This is a genomic window from Clostridium massiliamazoniense, assembly GCF_001403635.1.
Lineage (GTDB): Bacteria > Bacillota > Clostridia > Clostridiales > Clostridiaceae > Sarcina > Sarcina massiliamazoniense.
Genome location: NZ_LN879468.1, coordinates 1,676,493 through 1,692,500, shown reverse-complemented (window position 1 = coordinate 1,692,500; position 16,008 = coordinate 1,676,493). Strand labels below are relative to the sequence as shown.

The window sequence follows — 16,008 nt, the reverse complement described above, 5'->3', positions numbered from 1 at the left end:
GTTCCGCCAGGAGCACAGCTGGGTAGCTACGTCGGGAAGGGATAAACGCTGAAAGCATCTAAGCGTGAAGCCCCCCTCAAGATAAGATTTCCCATAGAGCAATCTAGTAAGACCCCTTGAAGACTACAAGGTTGATAGGTCGGAGGTGTAAGCATGGTAACATGTTCAGCTGACCGATACTAATAGGTCGAGGGCTTGATCTAAAATATAGTTCCAACTAATATATATATAATTTTCAGAGAACAATTCTCTAATCTGGTAATTATGTTTCTTAGGGTAACACCCGTTTCCATTCCGAACACGAAGGTTAAGCCTAAGAAAGCCAATGGTACTGCATGGGTGACCGTGTGGGAGAGTAGGTTGTTGCCAGGTCAATGTGGCTCGATAGCTCAGTCGGTAGAGCAGAGGACTGAAAATCCTCGTGTCGCTGGTTCGATTCCTGCTCGAGCCACCATTATGGCGCTATAGCCAAGTGGTAAGGCAGAAGTCTGCAAAACTTTTATTCCCCAGTTCAAATCTGGGTGGCGCCTCCAAAAAGCTTCAGTATATACTGAAGCTTTTTTTCTATTTAAAATATTATTTTTTTACAATGAAAATCAACAGTACATTTTAAACCTATAGGTATTGTCAGATTAGGATAGCTATGTCCAATTGGTAGTCCTACTAATATGGGTTTATTTAATGGGAGTAATATACTTAAAACAACTTGTAAGAGTTCAGGATTTTTAGGAGTTAAATGACCTATAAGAAAACCAGAGCAGCTATTTAATTTTTTAGCACATTTCAATTGAGTAAGCATTCTATCTATGGAATAAGGAGCTTCATTAACTTCTTCTATTAATAATATTTTTTTATGGGTATCAATTTCATAAGGAGTACATAGAGAGCTACAAATAATAGAAAGGTTTCCTCCTACTATTGGAGAATTCACTATATCTTCATTGAATGACATAACTTCTGGAAATGTTGAGAAATCTATTATTTTATCCTTTAAGGGAGTGGTCAGAGTTTCTATTAAAGATTCTCGAGTTAAGGAATCACAAAAGTTTGATTTTACTACAGGTCCATGAAAAGTAACTAAATTTGTTTTTGCATTTATATAATTTAATAATAGTGTGATGTCACTATAACCACAAAAGAATTTAGGATTTCTTTTTATTAATGATAAATCAATATGGTCTATCATTCTCATAGAACCATATCCTCCTCTAAAACAAATAATTGCTTTAACATCTTTATTACGAAACATTTCATTAAAGTCATGAGCTCTTTCTAAGTCACTAGCACTTAAGTAAAAGTCTGAGTTTCTCATATTTTTTCCTTCTATAATATTAAAGCCTAGATTTTTCATGTTAGCGATATAAGTATTAAATGTTTCAGCGTCACTTCCACTAGCAGGTGCTATAATTCCTATAGTATCACCTTTATTTAGAATATTTGGAATCATAATTACTCCTCCTTTAAATAAATAAATTGAATTAAGTCTCAATTTATTATAGTAAATTATCTAATGACTAGTGTCTGTAATACATAAAGTCTCTATAAGATTAAGATATTTATCTGATAGTTAGAGGAGTAATACTCTATAAGTGTGAAATAAGCAACATCACGTTTCTAGATAACGTTGACTAAGCATTTAGATGGAGTTGAGTCTATATTTATAATTATTTATATAAAAAAACATGTTTTATAAAAACATGTCTTTCTTATATAAATAATATGCAAGTATTATACTAAGGAATATTGTACCACCCATTAAGAAATAAAATGTTCTAGGATCGCTAGACATAGGTAATGGAACGTTCATACCATAAATTCCTGAAACTATAGTGAATAGTGATAAAATTACCGTAACAGAAGTAAGTATTTTTGCAACGCTATTGAAGTTGTTAGATATTACAGAAGAGAAAAATGACATAGTATTATTAAGGATATTACTATATATATGAGTCATTTCTATTGCCTGTTTATTTTCTATAATAACATCTTCTAATATATCCTTATCCTGTTCATATTTTTGGATTATATCTAATTTTAGCATTTTCTCTAAAGTAGCTTCATTTGCTTTTAAGGATGTTGAAAAATAAACTAAAGACTTTTGCAAAGAATGCAAATGAATAAGTTCACGATTTTTCATTGATTTATGAAGTCTTTTTTCAAGCATAACACTTTTTTTATCTATTTGTCTAAGATATAGAAGATAGTATGTAGAAACTCTATTTAATACTTGTAATATGAAACGTGACCTCTTAAATGAGTAAAAGGATTTTATTTTATTTTGAGTAAAATCAGATATCAATTTACTATTTTTTGAGCAAATAGTTATTATTTCATTTTTAGTGTGTATAATACCTAGTGGATAAGTATCATAGGTTAAGGAATTCTCTTCAACCTCTGTAAATGGTATATCCACAAGAATTAATAAGTTATCATCTTCAATATCTATACGTGAAGTTTCCTCACTATCTAAAGCTGCTTGTAATAAAGTTAAAGGAACGTTAGTTTTTTTTGATATTATAATGAGTTCTTCTTTTGATGGAGCTATTAAGTTAATCCAACAACCTGGTTCTATATTTTGTATACTCATTAATTTGCCATCATTTTCAGTGGAAGATTTATAAATTTGAATCATAGCTATCCCCCTAAAAGTAAATATTAGTGATTTATTTAAAACATGATAATTAGCACCCTTATAATTATTTATATAGGATGTGAATTTTTATTATATACTATGATAAGTATTTCTTCTATATATTTTAACCTAAATATTTATAATATACTATTACAAAAGTAAATTATTTTTTATGTAACATTTAAGAAAGAGTAGATTACGGAGTAATTTAAAATAATACAGAGATAATTTATGCAAAGTAGATTATAACAAAGATTATTGATGGATTTAGAAGAATATTAGATAAATTAAAGCTTTAAAGCTGTAGATTTACTGTTAAAAACTTAGTATAATTGCACTGTTGCATATATTTTATTTTTTATGGGGGATACAGAGACATGGGAATTATGCATAAAGAAATTAAAGAGCAAAGAAGGGATAGTGCATTAATAATTAGTGTTGTCTTTGCTAGTATTATGATTGGATTAGCTAAGTTTGTAGGAAGCTTAAGAATTTATAATTTTACACTTGAGAACATAACAGATCCAATATTTATTTTAACAACTATTATTATGTTATATTTAGTTTATCTTAAATGTAAGACAAGCTATAGATATTCTATAGTTTCAGATAAGTTGTTAATTCATAAGATTATAAGTAAAGAACATAAAGTTCTTGAAAATGTAAAAGTAAATAAGATTGTTTATTTTGGAAATGATAAGAAAGAAGCTAAAAAGTATAAATGTAAAAATGGCGGAAAATATGGTTGTGGTTTATTATTTGCGCCAATGTATTTTTGTATATATGAAAATGATAGGGGCGAATATAATAAATTTTATTTCCAACCAAGTAATGAATTTATTACTAAAATAAAAAGCTTTAAATAATACCAAGATAATTTTAGCATATAAGAGCAGTATACTTTAATGAAGAAGTATATTAGCTCTTTTTTATTTTATAAGTATGTATATAAAAAGAAGTTATTGGAGATACTTATAGATGGAAATTTTATATGATAACTGGAAGATGTAATATTCTAGCTTTCTATAAGCTGGAGATAACTTTAGATAACATTTACTAAAATTCAGTTCAATTAAATCTTAAGTTGCCTTGGAGGGAATGAAATGGATATTAAAAATAAAATTTGTATAATTTGTGGTAAGGTAGGCGAAGATGGAATACTTATAAGAAATAAAAAAATATGTTCTAGTTGTGAGCAAAAAGCTATTGAAGCAGAAGTAACTTCAGAATTTTATGAATTCTATAAAAATAGAATAAAAGAAAATATATCAGGAAAAATAAAGGAAGAATGCTAGTAGAATATTCTATTAGCATTTTTCTTTTTTTTAGGATATCATAGTAATGCCTATTAAGGTTTTAGAGTTTTGTTATAATAATATTATGGTTAAAATATTATTATATTTTGAACATTGAATGAAACTAGTTAAGGAGCAATTCTAATGAATAAATTAGATTTTAATAAATTACCAATTATAAAGGCTATAGATAATTATTTAAAGGAAGATATAGTTCCTTTCTCTATGCCAGGTCATAAGTATAGTAAAAGTTTTTTACAGGAACATATAGGAGAAATATTATTAAGAGGAGATATCACTGAGGTAGATGGTCTAGATAATTTACATAGTCCAAAGGGCATTATAAAAGAATCAGAAGAAATGTTAACTAAACTATATAAAAGTGAGGAATCATTTTTCTTAGTTAATGGTAGTACATCAGGTAACTTAATTATGATATTTTCAGCTTTTAATGAAGGGGATAAAATAATTGTTGAAAGAAATTGTCATAGAAGCATAATGAATGGGATAATAATGAGAAAATTAAAACCTATTTATGTGGATAATATAGTAGACAAAGATTTAAAATGTCCTATAGCAATTAATGAGGAGCATTTAAAGGATATTATTAAAGAAAACCATGATATTAAAGGAATTGTACTTACTTATCCTTACTACCATGGTATTGGAGTTAATACTGAAGAAATAATAGATTATTGTAAGGAAAATGGATTAATTGTTTTAGTAGATTCAGCTCATGGGGCTCATTTTGGTTTTAATGAAAAATTGCCAAAGTCAGCACAAGAGTTTAAAGCTGATATTGTTATTATGAGTGCTCATAAAACATTACCTAGTTTAACTCAAACAGCTTATATCCATGTAAATAATGAATCGTTATTAGATAAGGTGAAATTTTATAAGGGTATATTCTTAAGTACTAGTCCTTCTTATATGTTTATGATGTCTTTAGAATATGGCAGATACTTCTTAGAACAACATGGGAAAGAAGCTTATGATAAGCTTATAGATTATATTAATGAATTCAAGGAAAGTGTTTCTGACATTGAGGAAATAAATATAATTGATAGTGCTTATCTTAAAGAGTATAAGAATTTAAGTATAGATGAAAGCAGAATAGTAATTCATTTAAAAGAAGGATATTCAGGACATAAATTATTAGATTATTTAAGAGATAATAGAATTCAGAGTGAAATGAGTGATGAAAGGAACGTTGTTTTAATTCCGTCACCATTTAACTCTAAGGAAGATTTTCAAAGATTAAGTGAAGTTCTAAGAAAATGTGATTATTCATCAATAAAAGCTGAAGAAAAAGGATTTTATGAAGTTACTATTCCGAAAATAGTAATGGCACCTTTTGAAGCAGTTGAAAAAACTACAGAAAAAATAGACATTACTGAAGCTAAAAATAGAGTTGTAGCAGAAAATATTATTCCTTATCCACCAGGGGTTCCAATTTTAATTATGGGAGAACTAATGGAAGAAAAACATATTAATTTAATTTATAAATATATAGAAGATGGTGTTACAATTTTAGGTGTAGAAGATAAAAAAGTTAAAGTCATAAATAATTAAAGATAATTTGGAGGAATACATGGGGAAAATATTTTGTATTATGGGGAAAAGTAGTTCAGGTAAAGATACTATTTTTAAATATATAAAAGAAGATGAAAAGTTGAATCTTAAGGAAATAGTAAGTTATACTACAAGGCCAATTAGAAAAAATGAAACAAATGGCGTTGAATATAATTTTACAGATCAAAATACCTTTCATAAACTTAAAGAAGAAGGAAAGATAATCGAATACAGATGTTATCACACTGTTCATGGTGATTGGTATTATTTCACGGTTGATGATGGAAAAATAGACTTGAATAATAATTATGTGGTTATAATAACTTTAGAAGCTTATAGTAGTTATAAAAAGTATTATGGAGAAGAAAAAATAGAACCTATATATATAGAGTTAGATGATGCTATAAGACTAAAAAGAGCTATTGAAAGAGAAGAGCGCCAAGAAAACCCTAATTATGATGAAGTATGTAGAAGATTCTTAGCTGATAATAAAGACTTTTCAGAAGAAAATTTAGAGAAACTTAGAATAGAAAAAAGATTTCTTAACTATGATTTAGATAAAACAGTGAATGAAATAAAAGATCATATATATAAGTTAATAAATTAACTTAAAATTGGAAAATATTGAAGAGATATTTAGATTGTAATGTTTAATAACTAAAAATAATGTTATAATTTTTATGTAAGAGATTTTAAAAATTAATATTTAGGTATTTGGGTTAGTTAAGGAAATTAAAAGTAAATATATAAAGTAATTAAGTTTATTTTACAGTTAATCAATGGATTATTATCTGATGACTAGAATTTATAATACTCCAATTTTCTATAGGTTGGAGATAAATATTTACATGATTAAGTCTTAGTTTAGGAAAATAAACATTGATAGATCCTATCTGATTTTATGGAGGTTTTATTTATGAAATTGGTTATTAGTATAGTTCAAGATGAAGATGCTATAGATTTAGTAGATAATTTAACAGAAGCTGGTTTTTCTGTAACTAAATTAGCAACAACAGGTGGCTTTCTAAAACAAGGAAATACTACTATTTTAACTGGTGTTGAAAAGGAAAAAGTAAGTTCTGTAATTGATATAGTTAAAGAAAGTTGCAAAACTAGAGAGGCTATAGTTGAACCTGAAATTGTACCAGATCCAACAGGAATATATATGCCTTATCCATTAGAAGTTCAAACAGGAGGAGCTACTGTTTTTGTCCTTGATATAGACCAATATTTCAAATTTTAATTTACTTTAAGGAGGCAATCTATTGGTGAATATAATAGGACATCAAAAAATAATAGAAAGCTTTGAAAGAACTATAGAAAGAAATTCTGTTGCACATGCTCATTTAATTGTAGGTGATAACGGTATAGGGAAAAGCGTTATAGCACAAAAATTTGCGTGTGACATTTTAAATATAGACTATAAAGAAAATCATGTTGATATTGTTAATTATAAATTAAACAAAAATTCTTTTGGTGTCGATGATGTAAGAAAGGTCATAGAGGAAATTAATAAAAAGCCCTATGAACTTAATAAGAAGGTGGTAATACTTTATGGAGGAGAAAAAATTACTATGCAAGGGCAAAATGCCTTATTAAAAACAATAGAATCTCCTCCAAAAGGTGTTTATATATTTATATTATCAACTAGTCTGGATTCTATGTTAGATACTATAAAATCAAGGTGTCAAATTCATAAACTTTCACCACTTAGTAAAGGTGAAATGTTAGAGTTTATAAAACGAGATTTTAAAGATGTTCAAGATAGTATGTTAAATTCATTAATATCATTTAGTGCAGGTGTTCCTGGACGAGTAAGTAGCTTTTTAGAGGATGTAAGCTTTGATAATATAAGGGATGTAGTTATAGATATTTTAGATGTTATTTCTCAGAGGGATGAATTTAAAGCTATTAACATGATAACTTTAAATTCTAAAAGAAATATAGAAATATCAAATATAAGTAATGAAATAAGGGTTGATATAAAAGGTAAAGAAGATGTTTTTCTAGAAAGCTTTGTATCTATAATAAGGGATATAATAGTTTATAAAGAAGTAAGTAACAAGGAATTAATAATAAATATAGATAAAATAAACAGGCTAGAAGATTTAGCTGTTTCTTTATCTTATAAGAAAATGAATAAAATAATAGATATTATAGATGAAACAAGAATGAATTTAGTTAGTAATACAAATAGCTGGCTAACATTCAATACAATGATTAGAAAAATGTTGGAGGACTAAATAATGATAGAAGTTGTCGGAATCAGGTTTAAAAAAGCTGGTAAGATTTATTACTTTGATCCAAATGGTCAAGATGTTAAAAAAGATGATTACATAATAGTTGAAACTGCTAGAGGAATAGAGTTTGGAGAATGTGTAATAGGGAAAAGGTATATAAGTGAAGATGAAATTATAGCACCTTTAAAAGCTGTCTTAAGAGTTGCAACAGTAGAAGATGAAGCTAAACATAAGGAAAATAAAGCTAAGGAAAAAGATGCTTTTCAGATATGTGAAAAGAAAATAGTAGAACACGGATTGAGTATGAAGTTAATAGATGTAGAATATACTTTTGATAATAATAAAGTTATATTTTACTTTACTGCAGATGGAAGAGTAGACTTTAGAGAATTGGTTAAGGACTTAGCAACTATATTTAAAACAAGAATAGAGCTTAGACAAATAGGGGTTAGGGATGAAGCTAAAATGATTGGAGGTCTAGGACCATGTGGACGACCTTTATGTTGTTCTACTTTTCTTGGTGATTTTGCTTCAGTGTCAATAAAAATGGCTAAAGAGCAAAATTTATCACTTAATCCAACTAAGATATCTGGAATTTGTGGAAGACTTATGTGTTGTTTAAATTACGAGCAAAGTACTTATGAAGAAATAAGAAAGAGACTCCCTAAGGTTGGTTCTATAGTATCAACAGAATGTGGTAAGGGAGAAGTAATTGACAATAGTGTTGTTAAAGAACAAGTTAAAGTAAGAATTAAAAGAGGCAAAAAAGATGAAGACTTCATAGATATATTTAAAATTAAAGATATAGAATTAATAGAAGGACACTATGAAGGTGAAGTTGAAGATAATGATATAAGATTAGAAGTAACAGACGAAATGGATAAAAAATTAATAAAAGAGTTATTTAAGAACGATTAACGGAGGAATTACAATGAAATCTTCAATAAGAGTTATCAATTTAAATAATAAAAATATTATCAATGATATAAGAACAGCTTTAGCAAATAAGAATGGTATTATTGCCTGTGAAATTAAGGCTACTCAAGGAATTATAGATGTTATTTACGATGAGCATTATATAAAAGAAGAAGAAATTTTCGATACTATTGAAAATTTAGGATATAGTACAATTTAATTTCTAAAAAAAATATGTATTTAATATGCTTTTAAAATAAAAAAAATTATGATAAAATAAACTTGGTAAATTAATACCACAATTTTAGGAGGTGTTTTATAATGGCTTATAAAATAGAAGATTCATGTGTAAACTGCGGATCATGTGCTGCAGAATGTCCAGTAAGTGCAATATCACAAGGAGATACTCAATTCGTAATTGACGCTGATACTTGTATCGATTGTGGAAACTGTGCTAATGTATGCCCAGTTGGAGCACCAGTTCAAGAGTAATTGAATTTAAAAGGAAGTAATCATATTTAGAGATTACTTCCTTTTTTTTATTTTAATTAGAGTTTAAGGTTTTTTTCTTATTAATATCTAAAATTATTATTAAAGGTGTAGAGTATTTAGGTTGCTTATCTAGTGGTAAGTAATCTAATTTTTTATAGTTATAATTTTTAAACTTTAAAAGGAAGGAATCTAAACCTTTTAAGTAAGAGGAATACTTATCTATTTTATAGCTCATTGGAATAACATACTTAGGATTAATTTCTTCTATAAGATTTTTTAAATCTTTTAGTCCTATTGTAAAATATGCTCCAACTGGAACAAATAATATGTCAATTTCTTTTAGGGAATTTATTATATTGTCATTTAATTTATGACCAAGATGACCAAGATGACATAGATAGTAGCCATCACAATTTATTTTAAAGATTATGTTAGGGCCTCTTTTCTGACCATTATGATTGTCATGAAAGGAGGTTATTGCTTTAATACTACAAAAATCATTAGTAAAATCAGTTGATGTGTAGAGTATTTCTGTATCGTCATAAAAATAAGAATTTAAATTTTGTCCTTTATGGTTATGGCTTATAGTTACTAAGTTTATATTAGGATTTATATTTTCTTTTAATTCTATAAGTTCCATGGGATCAAGTAGTATTCTTCTTCCTTTGCGAGTTTCTAATAAAAATGAAGAATTACCATTGAAGTAAATATTCATAATATGCACCTCCTAATACATATTAATAATTATTTGCAATAAATATATTTTTAAACAAATAGAGAGAAAATAATGAAATTACGAATATATTTTATAATAAGAATAAATTAAGAGGTTTTTTGTTAAAAATAAGATAAGAGACTAGGTTAGATAATTGAGGATATTAAGACTTAATTTAGATAGAGTTTTGACTCTAAATGAATTTTATAGGTCCTTATCTAGGGATGAGTGTCTTTTATATTAAACTTATAGAGATTTTAGTAGTACAGATATTAGTTATGAGGAAACAGATACTAGTCATTAGATAAATATATATTGATTATTTAAATAAATATTTAAATTTGAGAGGTTATATTATGATATGTGAAATTTGTAAAAAAAATAAGGCTGTTGTTCATTTTATAAATATAGTAAATGGAAAAAAGAAGCATAAAATGCTTTGTGAAGAGTGTGCTCTAAAAATAAATAATATATCAGTTGAAGAGGAAGTAAAAGAGGAATTGAATTTTAATAAAATATTAAATGGCTTATTGGATTATATGGACAACTATAAAGAAGATGAAAAAAGTGAATTATTTTGCAAAAAATGTGGTAGAACTTACAAGGATTTTAAGGAAAGTGGAATTTGTGGTTGTAGTGAATGTTATAAAGTTTTTTCTCAGAAGTATGACTTTTTAGAGGGAAAAGAGCATATTGGAAAAGTTCCTAGAGGAAAAAGAGAAGAAATAAAGAATAAAAGAAGTATAGATAATTTAAGAATAGAGTTAAAAGAATTAATAAAAAACGAAGAATTTGAAAAAGCAGCGACTGTAAGAGATAAATTAAAGGACTTAGAAAAAGAATTTAAAAGAGAGGAGGAATAGAATGAATAGAAAGTTACAAAATAGGTGCAATAAAAATATAGTGTTAAAGTCAAAAGTTTCTTTAATTCGAAATTTAGATGATAAAATATATTCCTCTTTTTTAGATAATATGGACGCAATAGAGATTGCTAGAGAAATAAAAAATAAAATATTAAATTTAGAGAAATATAAGTTTAAAGTTTTTAAAATAAGGGAAGAATCAAGAGAGACAAGTGGCCAATTTTTAGAAAGAGGTTTAATTAATGAACACTTATTTAACAATAAAGAAAGTGGTGAATTTCTTTATGATGATTTAAGTGGCGTAGCTGTAATGTTAAATGAAGGTAATCATATAACCATAGTAAAAACGACAATAGGTTTATCTTTAAGCGAAAATTATAAGATGGTGAAAGATTTAGATGATTATCTAGACGATGAATTTGAATTTGCTTTTGATGAAAAGCTAGGTTATTTAACTATGGATAAAAATGATTTAGGCACTGCTATGAAGATTTATTTAGTCTTGCATATACCAATATTAAGTTATAAGGGAGAAGTGGAAGATTTAAAATTAAACTTAAAAAATATAGATGTAGGTCTAAGTAGTGTTTTTGGAGAAGGTAATGGAGCTTTTTATGAAATAAGTAACATCAAGTCTTTAGGGGATACTGAGGAAGAAATTATAGGCTGCTTAGAAGCAGTGGCAAATGAAATAATATTAAAAGAAAAAAGGTTTAGGGATGAGTTGATGAATAACGATGCATTTATAAATGCTGTAGAAGATGAGGTCTTCAGAGCTTATGGAGTATTAACAAATGCAAGGATAATAACTTTTGAAGAAGCCATAGATTTACTATCTAAATTAAGATTAGGTATAGAGTTTTATTTAATAGATTCTATAAAGTTAGCAACAGTAGATAAGCTAATAGAAGATATACAATATTATAATTTAAAAGTAATGTCAAAAAATAACAAGAATGAAGAAGAAGAAAAAATTTTAAGGGCTAAGATAATAAGAGAGAGATTAATTGGTTGATAATTTAGGAGGGTATTTTAATTTATGATATTTGATAAATTTACTGATAGAGCTAAGATGGTTTTAGATAATGCAAAAATTATTTCAAATGAATTTAATCATGGATACGTAGGAACAGAACATATCTTAGTTGGTATATTAAATGATGATGGTGAAGCAAAAAAAATTTTGAAATCAATGAATGTAACTTTAGATGGAGTTAAAGCTTTAATAAAGGAATATATAGGAATTGGTGATATAGATATGAGTTATCCTTTACTAGAAATTCCTATAACCCCTAGAACAAAAAGAATTTTAGAAGAAAGTATCTCTGAAGCAAGATCAGCTAATGTAACCTATGTTTTACCAGAGCATATTTTATTAAGTTTAATAAAGGATAAAGATAGCGTTGCATATATAATATTAAGTAATTTAGAAGTTAATTTTAGTAAGATAAGAAAGCAATTAAGAGATTACTTAGGTTATGAAAATGAAGGAATAGTGGATAAAGATAAAATAGAAAATAAGAAAAGAAGTAAGGATAAAAAAGATATAAATGTGTTATTAAAACATGGAGTAGATTTAACCTCATTAGCCGAAGATGGAAAATTAGATCCGGTAATAGGAAGAGATGATGAAACACAAAGAGTATTAGAAATCCTATGTAGAAGGAATAAAAATAATCCATGTTTAATAGGAGAACCAGGAGTTGGAAAAACTGCAATTGTAGAAGGTTTAGCTCAAAGAATAGTTTCTGGTGACATTCCAGATATACTTAAAGATAAAACTATTATAACTTTAGATTTGACATCTATGGTTGCTGGTGCAAAATACAGAGGTGAGTTTGAAGATAGATTAAAGAATGCTATTAATGAGTTAAAAAGAAATAAGGATGTAATTTTATTTATAGATGAAATTCATACTATAGTAGGGGCTGGAGGAGCAGAAGGGGCTATAGATGCATCAAATATTTTAAAACCGGCTCTAGCAAGAGGAGAAATTCAATGCATAGGAGCTACAACTATAGATGAGTATAGAAAACACATTGAAAAAGATACAGCTTTAGAAAGAAGATTTCAACCAGTTACTATTGGTGAACCTACAAAAGAAGATGCCTTAAGTATCTTGAAGGGACTAAGAAGTAATTATGAAAATCATCATGGAGTTATTATAACTGATGAAGCTATAAATGCATCTGTGGAATTATCAGTTAAATATATTAATGATAGATTTTTACCAGATAAAGCCATAGATTTAATTGATGAAGGGGCAGCAAGAATTAAAATAGAAGGATTTAAGATGCCAGAAAATATACTAGAGTTAGAAAAAATAATAGAAAAAACTACTATGGAAAAAAGAGATGCTATATCAATGCAAGATTTTGAAAAAGCAGCTAGATTAAGAGATAAGGAAAAAACATTGAAATCTGAATTAAATAAATTAAAAAATAATTGGGTTTTAGAAAAAAATAATAAACAACAAACATTAGATGAAAATGATGTTGCTGCTATTGTAGCTAGATGGACTAAAATTCCTGTTGAGAAATTAACAGAAGGAGAAAGTGAAAAATTATTAAATTTAGAAAAAACATTAGGAGAAAGAGTAATTGGACAAAAAGAAGCTATAAAGGCTTTAGCAAAAGCAATAAGAAGATCAAGAGTTGGATTAAAGGATCCAAAGAAACCTATGGGATCTTTTGTATTATTAGGACCAACAGGAGTTGGAAAAACTGAAATATGTAAAGCTCTTGCAAGTGCGTTATTTGGAAGTGAAGAACATATGTTAAGAGTGGATATGTCAGAATATATGGAAAAACATGATGTGTCAAAGCTTATAGGTGCCCCTCCAGGGTATGTTGGATATGACGAAGGTGGGCAATTAACAGAAAAAGTTAGAAGAAATCCATATTCAGTTATACTGTTAGATGAAATAGAAAAAGCTCATAAAGATGTGTTTAACATATTATTGCAAATATTAGAAGATGGAAGATTAACAGATGGAAAAGGAAAAGTCGTTGATTTTAAGAATACCATAATAATAATGACATCTAATATAGGAGCAGATACTTTAAAAAAGCAAAATAAATTAGGATTTTCATATAAAGAGGATATAAATAAAGAAAAATATGAAGAAATGAAAGAGCATATGTTAGCAGAGTTCAAGAAGGGATTTAAACCAGAATTTATTAATAGATTAGATGAAATTATAGTTTTCCATCAGTTGACTGAAGATGATTTAATTAAAATAATAGATATTTTATTGAAGGATACTGTGGATAGACTTAAAAATAATAATATAACAATAAATTTCACTGATGAAAGTAAGAGGTTTTTAGTTAGACAAGGAAATGAGTTACAATATGGTGCAAGACCACTAAAAAGAGTTATAACAAAATATATAGAAGATAAATTAAGTGAGGATATATTGCTAGGAAAAATAAATAATGGAGATACTTTAGAAGCTGTAAATGATGAAAGAAGTATAAATTTTTCTTTAGTCGCTAAGTAAATATAAGGATAAATGTTATAATATAGGTGATTATAAAGTGAGGGACAATTTATTGGTTAGATTTGTAGAAGTAATATCATCAATTATTGGATTTGCACTAATAGTTTACTCTTATCTAGTAGCAAAAAGAAAAAAACTTAATATAACATTTGTGAGTGAAGAGGAACTTGAAGGTATAGATCTTAAAGAAGAATTAGGAAGAGATATAGCTGTACCAATATTAGTAAAGGGGATTATTTTCTTAACTTTTGGTATTTTATTTGCAAAGTTTAAAATATTATCTGTACTATTGTTAGGATTTATTACTTTATGTGTATATGCATTGGAAAATAAAATTGCTAGAAGTTTATTTAGATATAAAAAACAAAAAAATAAAAAAAGAAAATTAAATAATAAATAAAGCAAAATGGCATATTCTAAGAGATTAGATATGTCATTTTATTTTTAATTTTCTGACAATTAGAATTAATTATCAAAAAAACAGTTGATTTTAAAAAAATAAATGTTATAATTTATTTAAAGATACCCCCAAGGGGTATGGTGAATTTTTTTTATAATGTTGGATATGATAATAATATCAGCAAAAAGGGAGTGAATTTTAATGGCTAAGGAAATGAAAGAAATAGATTTAATAATAATAGGTTCAGGACCATCAGGGTTAGCAGCAGCTATTTATGCAGGGAGAGCTAATCTTAGTACATTAGTTTTAGAAAATCAATATATAGGTGGACAAGTTAAAACAAGTTATATGATAGAAAATTATCCAGGATTCAATTCAATATCTGGAGAAGAACTTGCTAAAAAATTTGAGGAACATGCATTATCAGTAGGTGTTGAAATAGAAGAGTTTGATACTATTAAAAGTGTTACATTTGAAAATAATGAAAAAATAGTTGAAACAGAGGATTATATTTATAAACCTAAAGCTATTATAATTGCTACAGGAGCAAGTCCTAAAAAACTTCCTATAGAAAATGAAGAAAAATTTGCTGGTAAAGGTATTCATTATTGCGCAGTTTGTGATGGAGCTATGTATAAAGATAGTGTTATCGGAGTTGTTGGAGGAGGAAATTCAGCATTAGAGGAAGCATTGTTTTTAAGTAATATAGCTAAAAAAGTTTATATAATAAGAAGAAAAGATTATTTTACAGGAGAAAAAACTTCTTTAGAGAAAGTTGAAAATAATCCTAAGATAGAAATATTATATAATTTTGATTTAGTGAATGTTGAAGGTGATAATTTAGTAAAAAAAGCTATAATTAAAAATACCAAAACATTAGAAGTAAAAGAAATAGAATTAGAAGCTGTTTTTGGTTATATAGGTACAGAGCCTAAAATAGAACTAATAAAAGATAAAGTAGAAACAGATGATTATGGATATATAAAAGTAAATAGAGATATGAAAACAAATATAGATGGAGTATATGCTATAGGTGATGTAACTGATAAAAAATACAGACAAATAACAACAGCTGTATCAGATGGAACAATAGCAGCACTTGAAGTAGCTAAATATATAGAGGAAATGGGGAAATAATTATGGTAAAAGTTTATTCAGTAGAATGGTGCCCACCATGTAACAAATTAAAAAAATATTTGGATAAAAAAGGTGTGAACTATGAAGTAGTAACTGTTGCTGACAGTAAAGAAGAAAGAGAAGAAGTTCTAAAAATCTCAGGACAAAGATCAGTACCTGTACTAAAGGTCAATGATGAAGTATTAGTAGGTTTTGAGAAAGAAGAAGTAGATAGATTAATAGAAAAGTACAATTTATAAACAAAG

The 16,008-nt window shown here is 27.1% G+C and carries 18 protein-coding genes, 2 tRNA genes, 1 rRNA gene and 1 other annotated feature (1 of these 22 cut by a window edge); of the genes, 18 read left to right on the top strand and 3 right to left on the bottom strand.

The window, feature by feature from the left end; genetic code table 11:
- Window positions 1–203: a sequence feature (23S ribosomal RNA rRNA prediction is too short), on the top strand (it extends 1,635 nt beyond the left edge of the window).
- Between the two features lie 51 nt (window positions 204–254).
- The 3 genes from rrf (at window position 255) to ARA19_RS14940 (ending at window position 533) form a co-directional block, all read left to right on the top strand.
- Window positions 255–372: ribosomal RNA gene (rrf, locus tag ARA19_RS14950) — 5S ribosomal RNA — on the top strand.
- A 6-nt stretch (window positions 373–378) separates the two neighbouring features.
- Window positions 379–454: transfer RNA gene (locus ARA19_RS14945), tRNA-Phe, on the top strand.
- A gap of 4 nt (window positions 455–458) precedes the next feature.
- Window positions 459–533: transfer RNA gene (locus tag ARA19_RS14940), tRNA-Cys, on the top strand.
- A gap of 35 nt (window positions 534–568) precedes the next feature.
- Here ARA19_RS14940 and ARA19_RS14935 read toward each other — a convergent pair.
- Both ARA19_RS14935 and ARA19_RS14930 read right to left on the bottom strand, forming a co-directional pair.
- Entirely contained in the window at window positions 569–1,447 is an 879-nt protein-coding gene (locus ARA19_RS14935) for a S66 peptidase family protein (protein WP_055071737.1), read from the bottom strand.
- Window positions 1,448–1,687: 240 nt separating this feature from the next.
- Window positions 1,688–2,632 carry a magnesium transporter CorA family protein gene (locus tag ARA19_RS14930; protein WP_055071736.1) on the bottom strand — a complete coding sequence of 315 codons (945 nt, stop codon included), beginning with the start codon at window positions 2,630–2,632 and terminating at the stop codon, window positions 1,688–1,690.
- Between the two features lie 377 nt (window positions 2,633–3,009).
- On the opposite strand from ARA19_RS14930, the gene ARA19_RS14925 reads away from it, so the two are divergent.
- The 9 genes from ARA19_RS14925 to ARA19_RS14885 all read left to right on the top strand — a co-directional run bounded on the left by ARA19_RS14925 (window position 3,010) and on the right by ARA19_RS14885 (window position 9,146).
- Entirely contained in the window at window positions 3,010–3,498 is a 489-nt protein-coding gene (locus tag ARA19_RS14925) for a hypothetical protein (protein ID WP_055071735.1), read from the top strand.
- 237 nt (window positions 3,499–3,735) lie between these two features.
- Window positions 3,736–3,927, top strand: coding sequence for a sigma factor G inhibitor Gin (locus ARA19_RS14920; RefSeq protein ID WP_055071734.1), 192 nt, complete (start codon window positions 3,736–3,738; stop codon window positions 3,925–3,927).
- 144 nt (window positions 3,928–4,071) lie between these two features.
- Window positions 4,072–5,499, top strand: a complete 1,428-nt coding sequence (locus ARA19_RS14915) for an aminotransferase class I/II-fold pyridoxal phosphate-dependent enzyme (protein ID WP_055071733.1) — start codon at window positions 4,072–4,074, stop codon at window positions 5,497–5,499.
- A gap of 19 nt (window positions 5,500–5,518) precedes the next feature.
- Complete coding sequence (locus ARA19_RS14910; protein WP_055071732.1) at window positions 5,519–6,106, top strand: nucleoside/nucleotide kinase family protein; 588 nt, start codon at window positions 5,519–5,521, stop codon at window positions 6,104–6,106.
- A gap of 309 nt (window positions 6,107–6,415) precedes the next feature.
- Window positions 6,416–6,742: a cyclic-di-AMP receptor gene (locus tag ARA19_RS14905; protein WP_055071731.1), complete on the top strand. Its 327-nt coding sequence runs from the start codon at window positions 6,416–6,418 to the stop codon at window positions 6,740–6,742.
- 25 nt (window positions 6,743–6,767) lie between these two features.
- Complete coding sequence (locus ARA19_RS14900; RefSeq protein ID WP_242862452.1) at window positions 6,768–7,742, top strand: DNA polymerase III subunit delta'; 975 nt, start codon at window positions 6,768–6,770, stop codon at window positions 7,740–7,742.
- A gap of 3 nt (window positions 7,743–7,745) precedes the next feature.
- Window positions 7,746–8,657 carry a PSP1 domain-containing protein gene (locus tag ARA19_RS14895; protein ID WP_055071729.1) on the top strand — a complete coding sequence of 304 codons (912 nt, stop codon included), beginning with the start codon at window positions 7,746–7,748 and terminating at the stop codon, window positions 8,655–8,657.
- A 13-nt stretch (window positions 8,658–8,670) separates the two neighbouring features.
- Complete coding sequence (locus ARA19_RS14890; RefSeq protein ID WP_055071728.1) at window positions 8,671–8,874, top strand: hypothetical protein; 204 nt, start codon at window positions 8,671–8,673, stop codon at window positions 8,872–8,874.
- Between the two features lie 101 nt (window positions 8,875–8,975).
- Entirely contained in the window at window positions 8,976–9,146 is a 171-nt protein-coding gene (locus ARA19_RS14885; protein ID WP_055071727.1) for a DUF362 domain-containing protein, read from the top strand.
- Between the two features lie 52 nt (window positions 9,147–9,198).
- Here ARA19_RS14885 and ARA19_RS14880 read toward each other — a convergent pair whose 3' ends face one another.
- A complete protein-coding gene (locus tag ARA19_RS14880; protein WP_055071726.1) occupies window positions 9,199–9,861 on the bottom strand; it encodes an MBL fold metallo-hydrolase in 663 nt (220 codons plus the stop codon).
- A 356-nt stretch (window positions 9,862–10,217) separates the two neighbouring features.
- Here ARA19_RS14880 and ARA19_RS14875 point away from each other — a divergent pair, with 356 nt between their 5' ends.
- The 6 genes from ARA19_RS14875 (at window position 10,218) to ARA19_RS14850 (ending at window position 16,002) form a co-directional block, all read left to right on the top strand.
- On the top strand, window positions 10,218–10,724 hold the full coding sequence (locus ARA19_RS14875) for a UvrB/UvrC motif-containing protein (RefSeq protein WP_055071725.1): 507 nt from the start codon (window positions 10,218–10,220) through the stop codon (window positions 10,722–10,724).
- A 1-nt stretch (window position 10,725) separates the two neighbouring features.
- Window positions 10,726–11,739 (top strand): hypothetical protein, encoded by a 1,014-nt coding sequence (locus ARA19_RS14870; protein ID WP_055071724.1) that lies wholly within the window; start codon window positions 10,726–10,728, stop codon window positions 11,737–11,739.
- A 24-nt stretch (window positions 11,740–11,763) separates the two neighbouring features.
- Window positions 11,764–14,226, top strand: a complete 2,463-nt coding sequence (locus tag ARA19_RS14865; protein ID WP_055071723.1) for an ATP-dependent Clp protease ATP-binding subunit — start codon at window positions 11,764–11,766, stop codon at window positions 14,224–14,226.
- A 37-nt stretch (window positions 14,227–14,263) separates the two neighbouring features.
- Entirely contained in the window at window positions 14,264–14,626 is a 363-nt protein-coding gene (locus tag ARA19_RS14860) for a hypothetical protein (protein WP_055071722.1), read from the top strand.
- A gap of 201 nt (window positions 14,627–14,827) precedes the next feature.
- A complete protein-coding gene (gene trxB, locus ARA19_RS14855; protein ID WP_055071721.1) occupies window positions 14,828–15,763 on the top strand; it encodes a thioredoxin-disulfide reductase in 936 nt (311 codons plus the stop codon).
- Window positions 15,764–15,765: 2 nt separating this feature from the next.
- Window positions 15,766–16,002: a glutaredoxin domain-containing protein gene (locus tag ARA19_RS14850; protein WP_055071720.1), complete on the top strand. Its 237-nt coding sequence runs from the start codon at window positions 15,766–15,768 to the stop codon at window positions 16,000–16,002.
- Window positions 16,003–16,008: the final 6 nt, after the last annotated feature.

Bases quoted from the DNA above. Each gene is read 5' to 3' on its own strand.
- ARA19_RS14890 (WP_055071728.1), top strand. From the start codon at position 8,671: ATGAAATCTTCAATAAGAGTTATCAATTTAAATAATAAAAATATTATC.
- ARA19_RS14865 (WP_055071723.1), top strand. From the start codon at position 11,764: ATGATATTTGATAAATTTACTGATAGAGCTAAGATGGTTTTAGATAAT.
- ARA19_RS14905 (WP_055071731.1), top strand. From the start codon at position 6,416: ATGAAATTGGTTATTAGTATAGTTCAAGATGAAGATGCTATAGATTTA.
- ARA19_RS14850 (WP_055071720.1), top strand. From the start codon at position 15,766: ATGGTAAAAGTTTATTCAGTAGAATGGTGCCCACCATGTAACAAATTA.
- ARA19_RS14875 (WP_055071725.1), top strand. From the start codon at position 10,218: ATGATATGTGAAATTTGTAAAAAAAATAAGGCTGTTGTTCATTTTATA.
- trxB (WP_055071721.1), top strand. From the start codon at position 14,828: ATGGCTAAGGAAATGAAAGAAATAGATTTAATAATAATAGGTTCAGGA.
- ARA19_RS14915 (WP_055071733.1), top strand. From the start codon at position 4,072: ATGAATAAATTAGATTTTAATAAATTACCAATTATAAAGGCTATAGAT.
- ARA19_RS14895 (WP_055071729.1), top strand. From the start codon at position 7,746: ATGATAGAAGTTGTCGGAATCAGGTTTAAAAAAGCTGGTAAGATTTAT.
- ARA19_RS14920 (WP_055071734.1), top strand. From the start codon at position 3,736: ATGGATATTAAAAATAAAATTTGTATAATTTGTGGTAAGGTAGGCGAA.
- ARA19_RS14885 (WP_055071727.1), top strand. From the start codon at position 8,976: ATGGCTTATAAAATAGAAGATTCATGTGTAAACTGCGGATCATGTGCT.
- ARA19_RS14910 (WP_055071732.1), top strand. From the start codon at position 5,519: ATGGGGAAAATATTTTGTATTATGGGGAAAAGTAGTTCAGGTAAAGAT.
- ARA19_RS14870 (WP_055071724.1), top strand. From the start codon at position 10,726: ATGAATAGAAAGTTACAAAATAGGTGCAATAAAAATATAGTGTTAAAG.
- ARA19_RS14930 (WP_055071736.1), bottom strand. From the start codon at position 2,632: ATGATTCAAATTTATAAATCTTCCACTGAAAATGATGGCAAATTAATG.
- ARA19_RS14880 (WP_055071726.1), bottom strand. From the start codon at position 9,861: ATGAATATTTACTTCAATGGTAATTCTTCATTTTTATTAGAAACTCGC.
- ARA19_RS14925 (WP_055071735.1), top strand. From the start codon at position 3,010: ATGGGAATTATGCATAAAGAAATTAAAGAGCAAAGAAGGGATAGTGCA.
- ARA19_RS14935 (WP_055071737.1), bottom strand. From the start codon at position 1,447: ATGATTCCAAATATTCTAAATAAAGGTGATACTATAGGAATTATAGCA.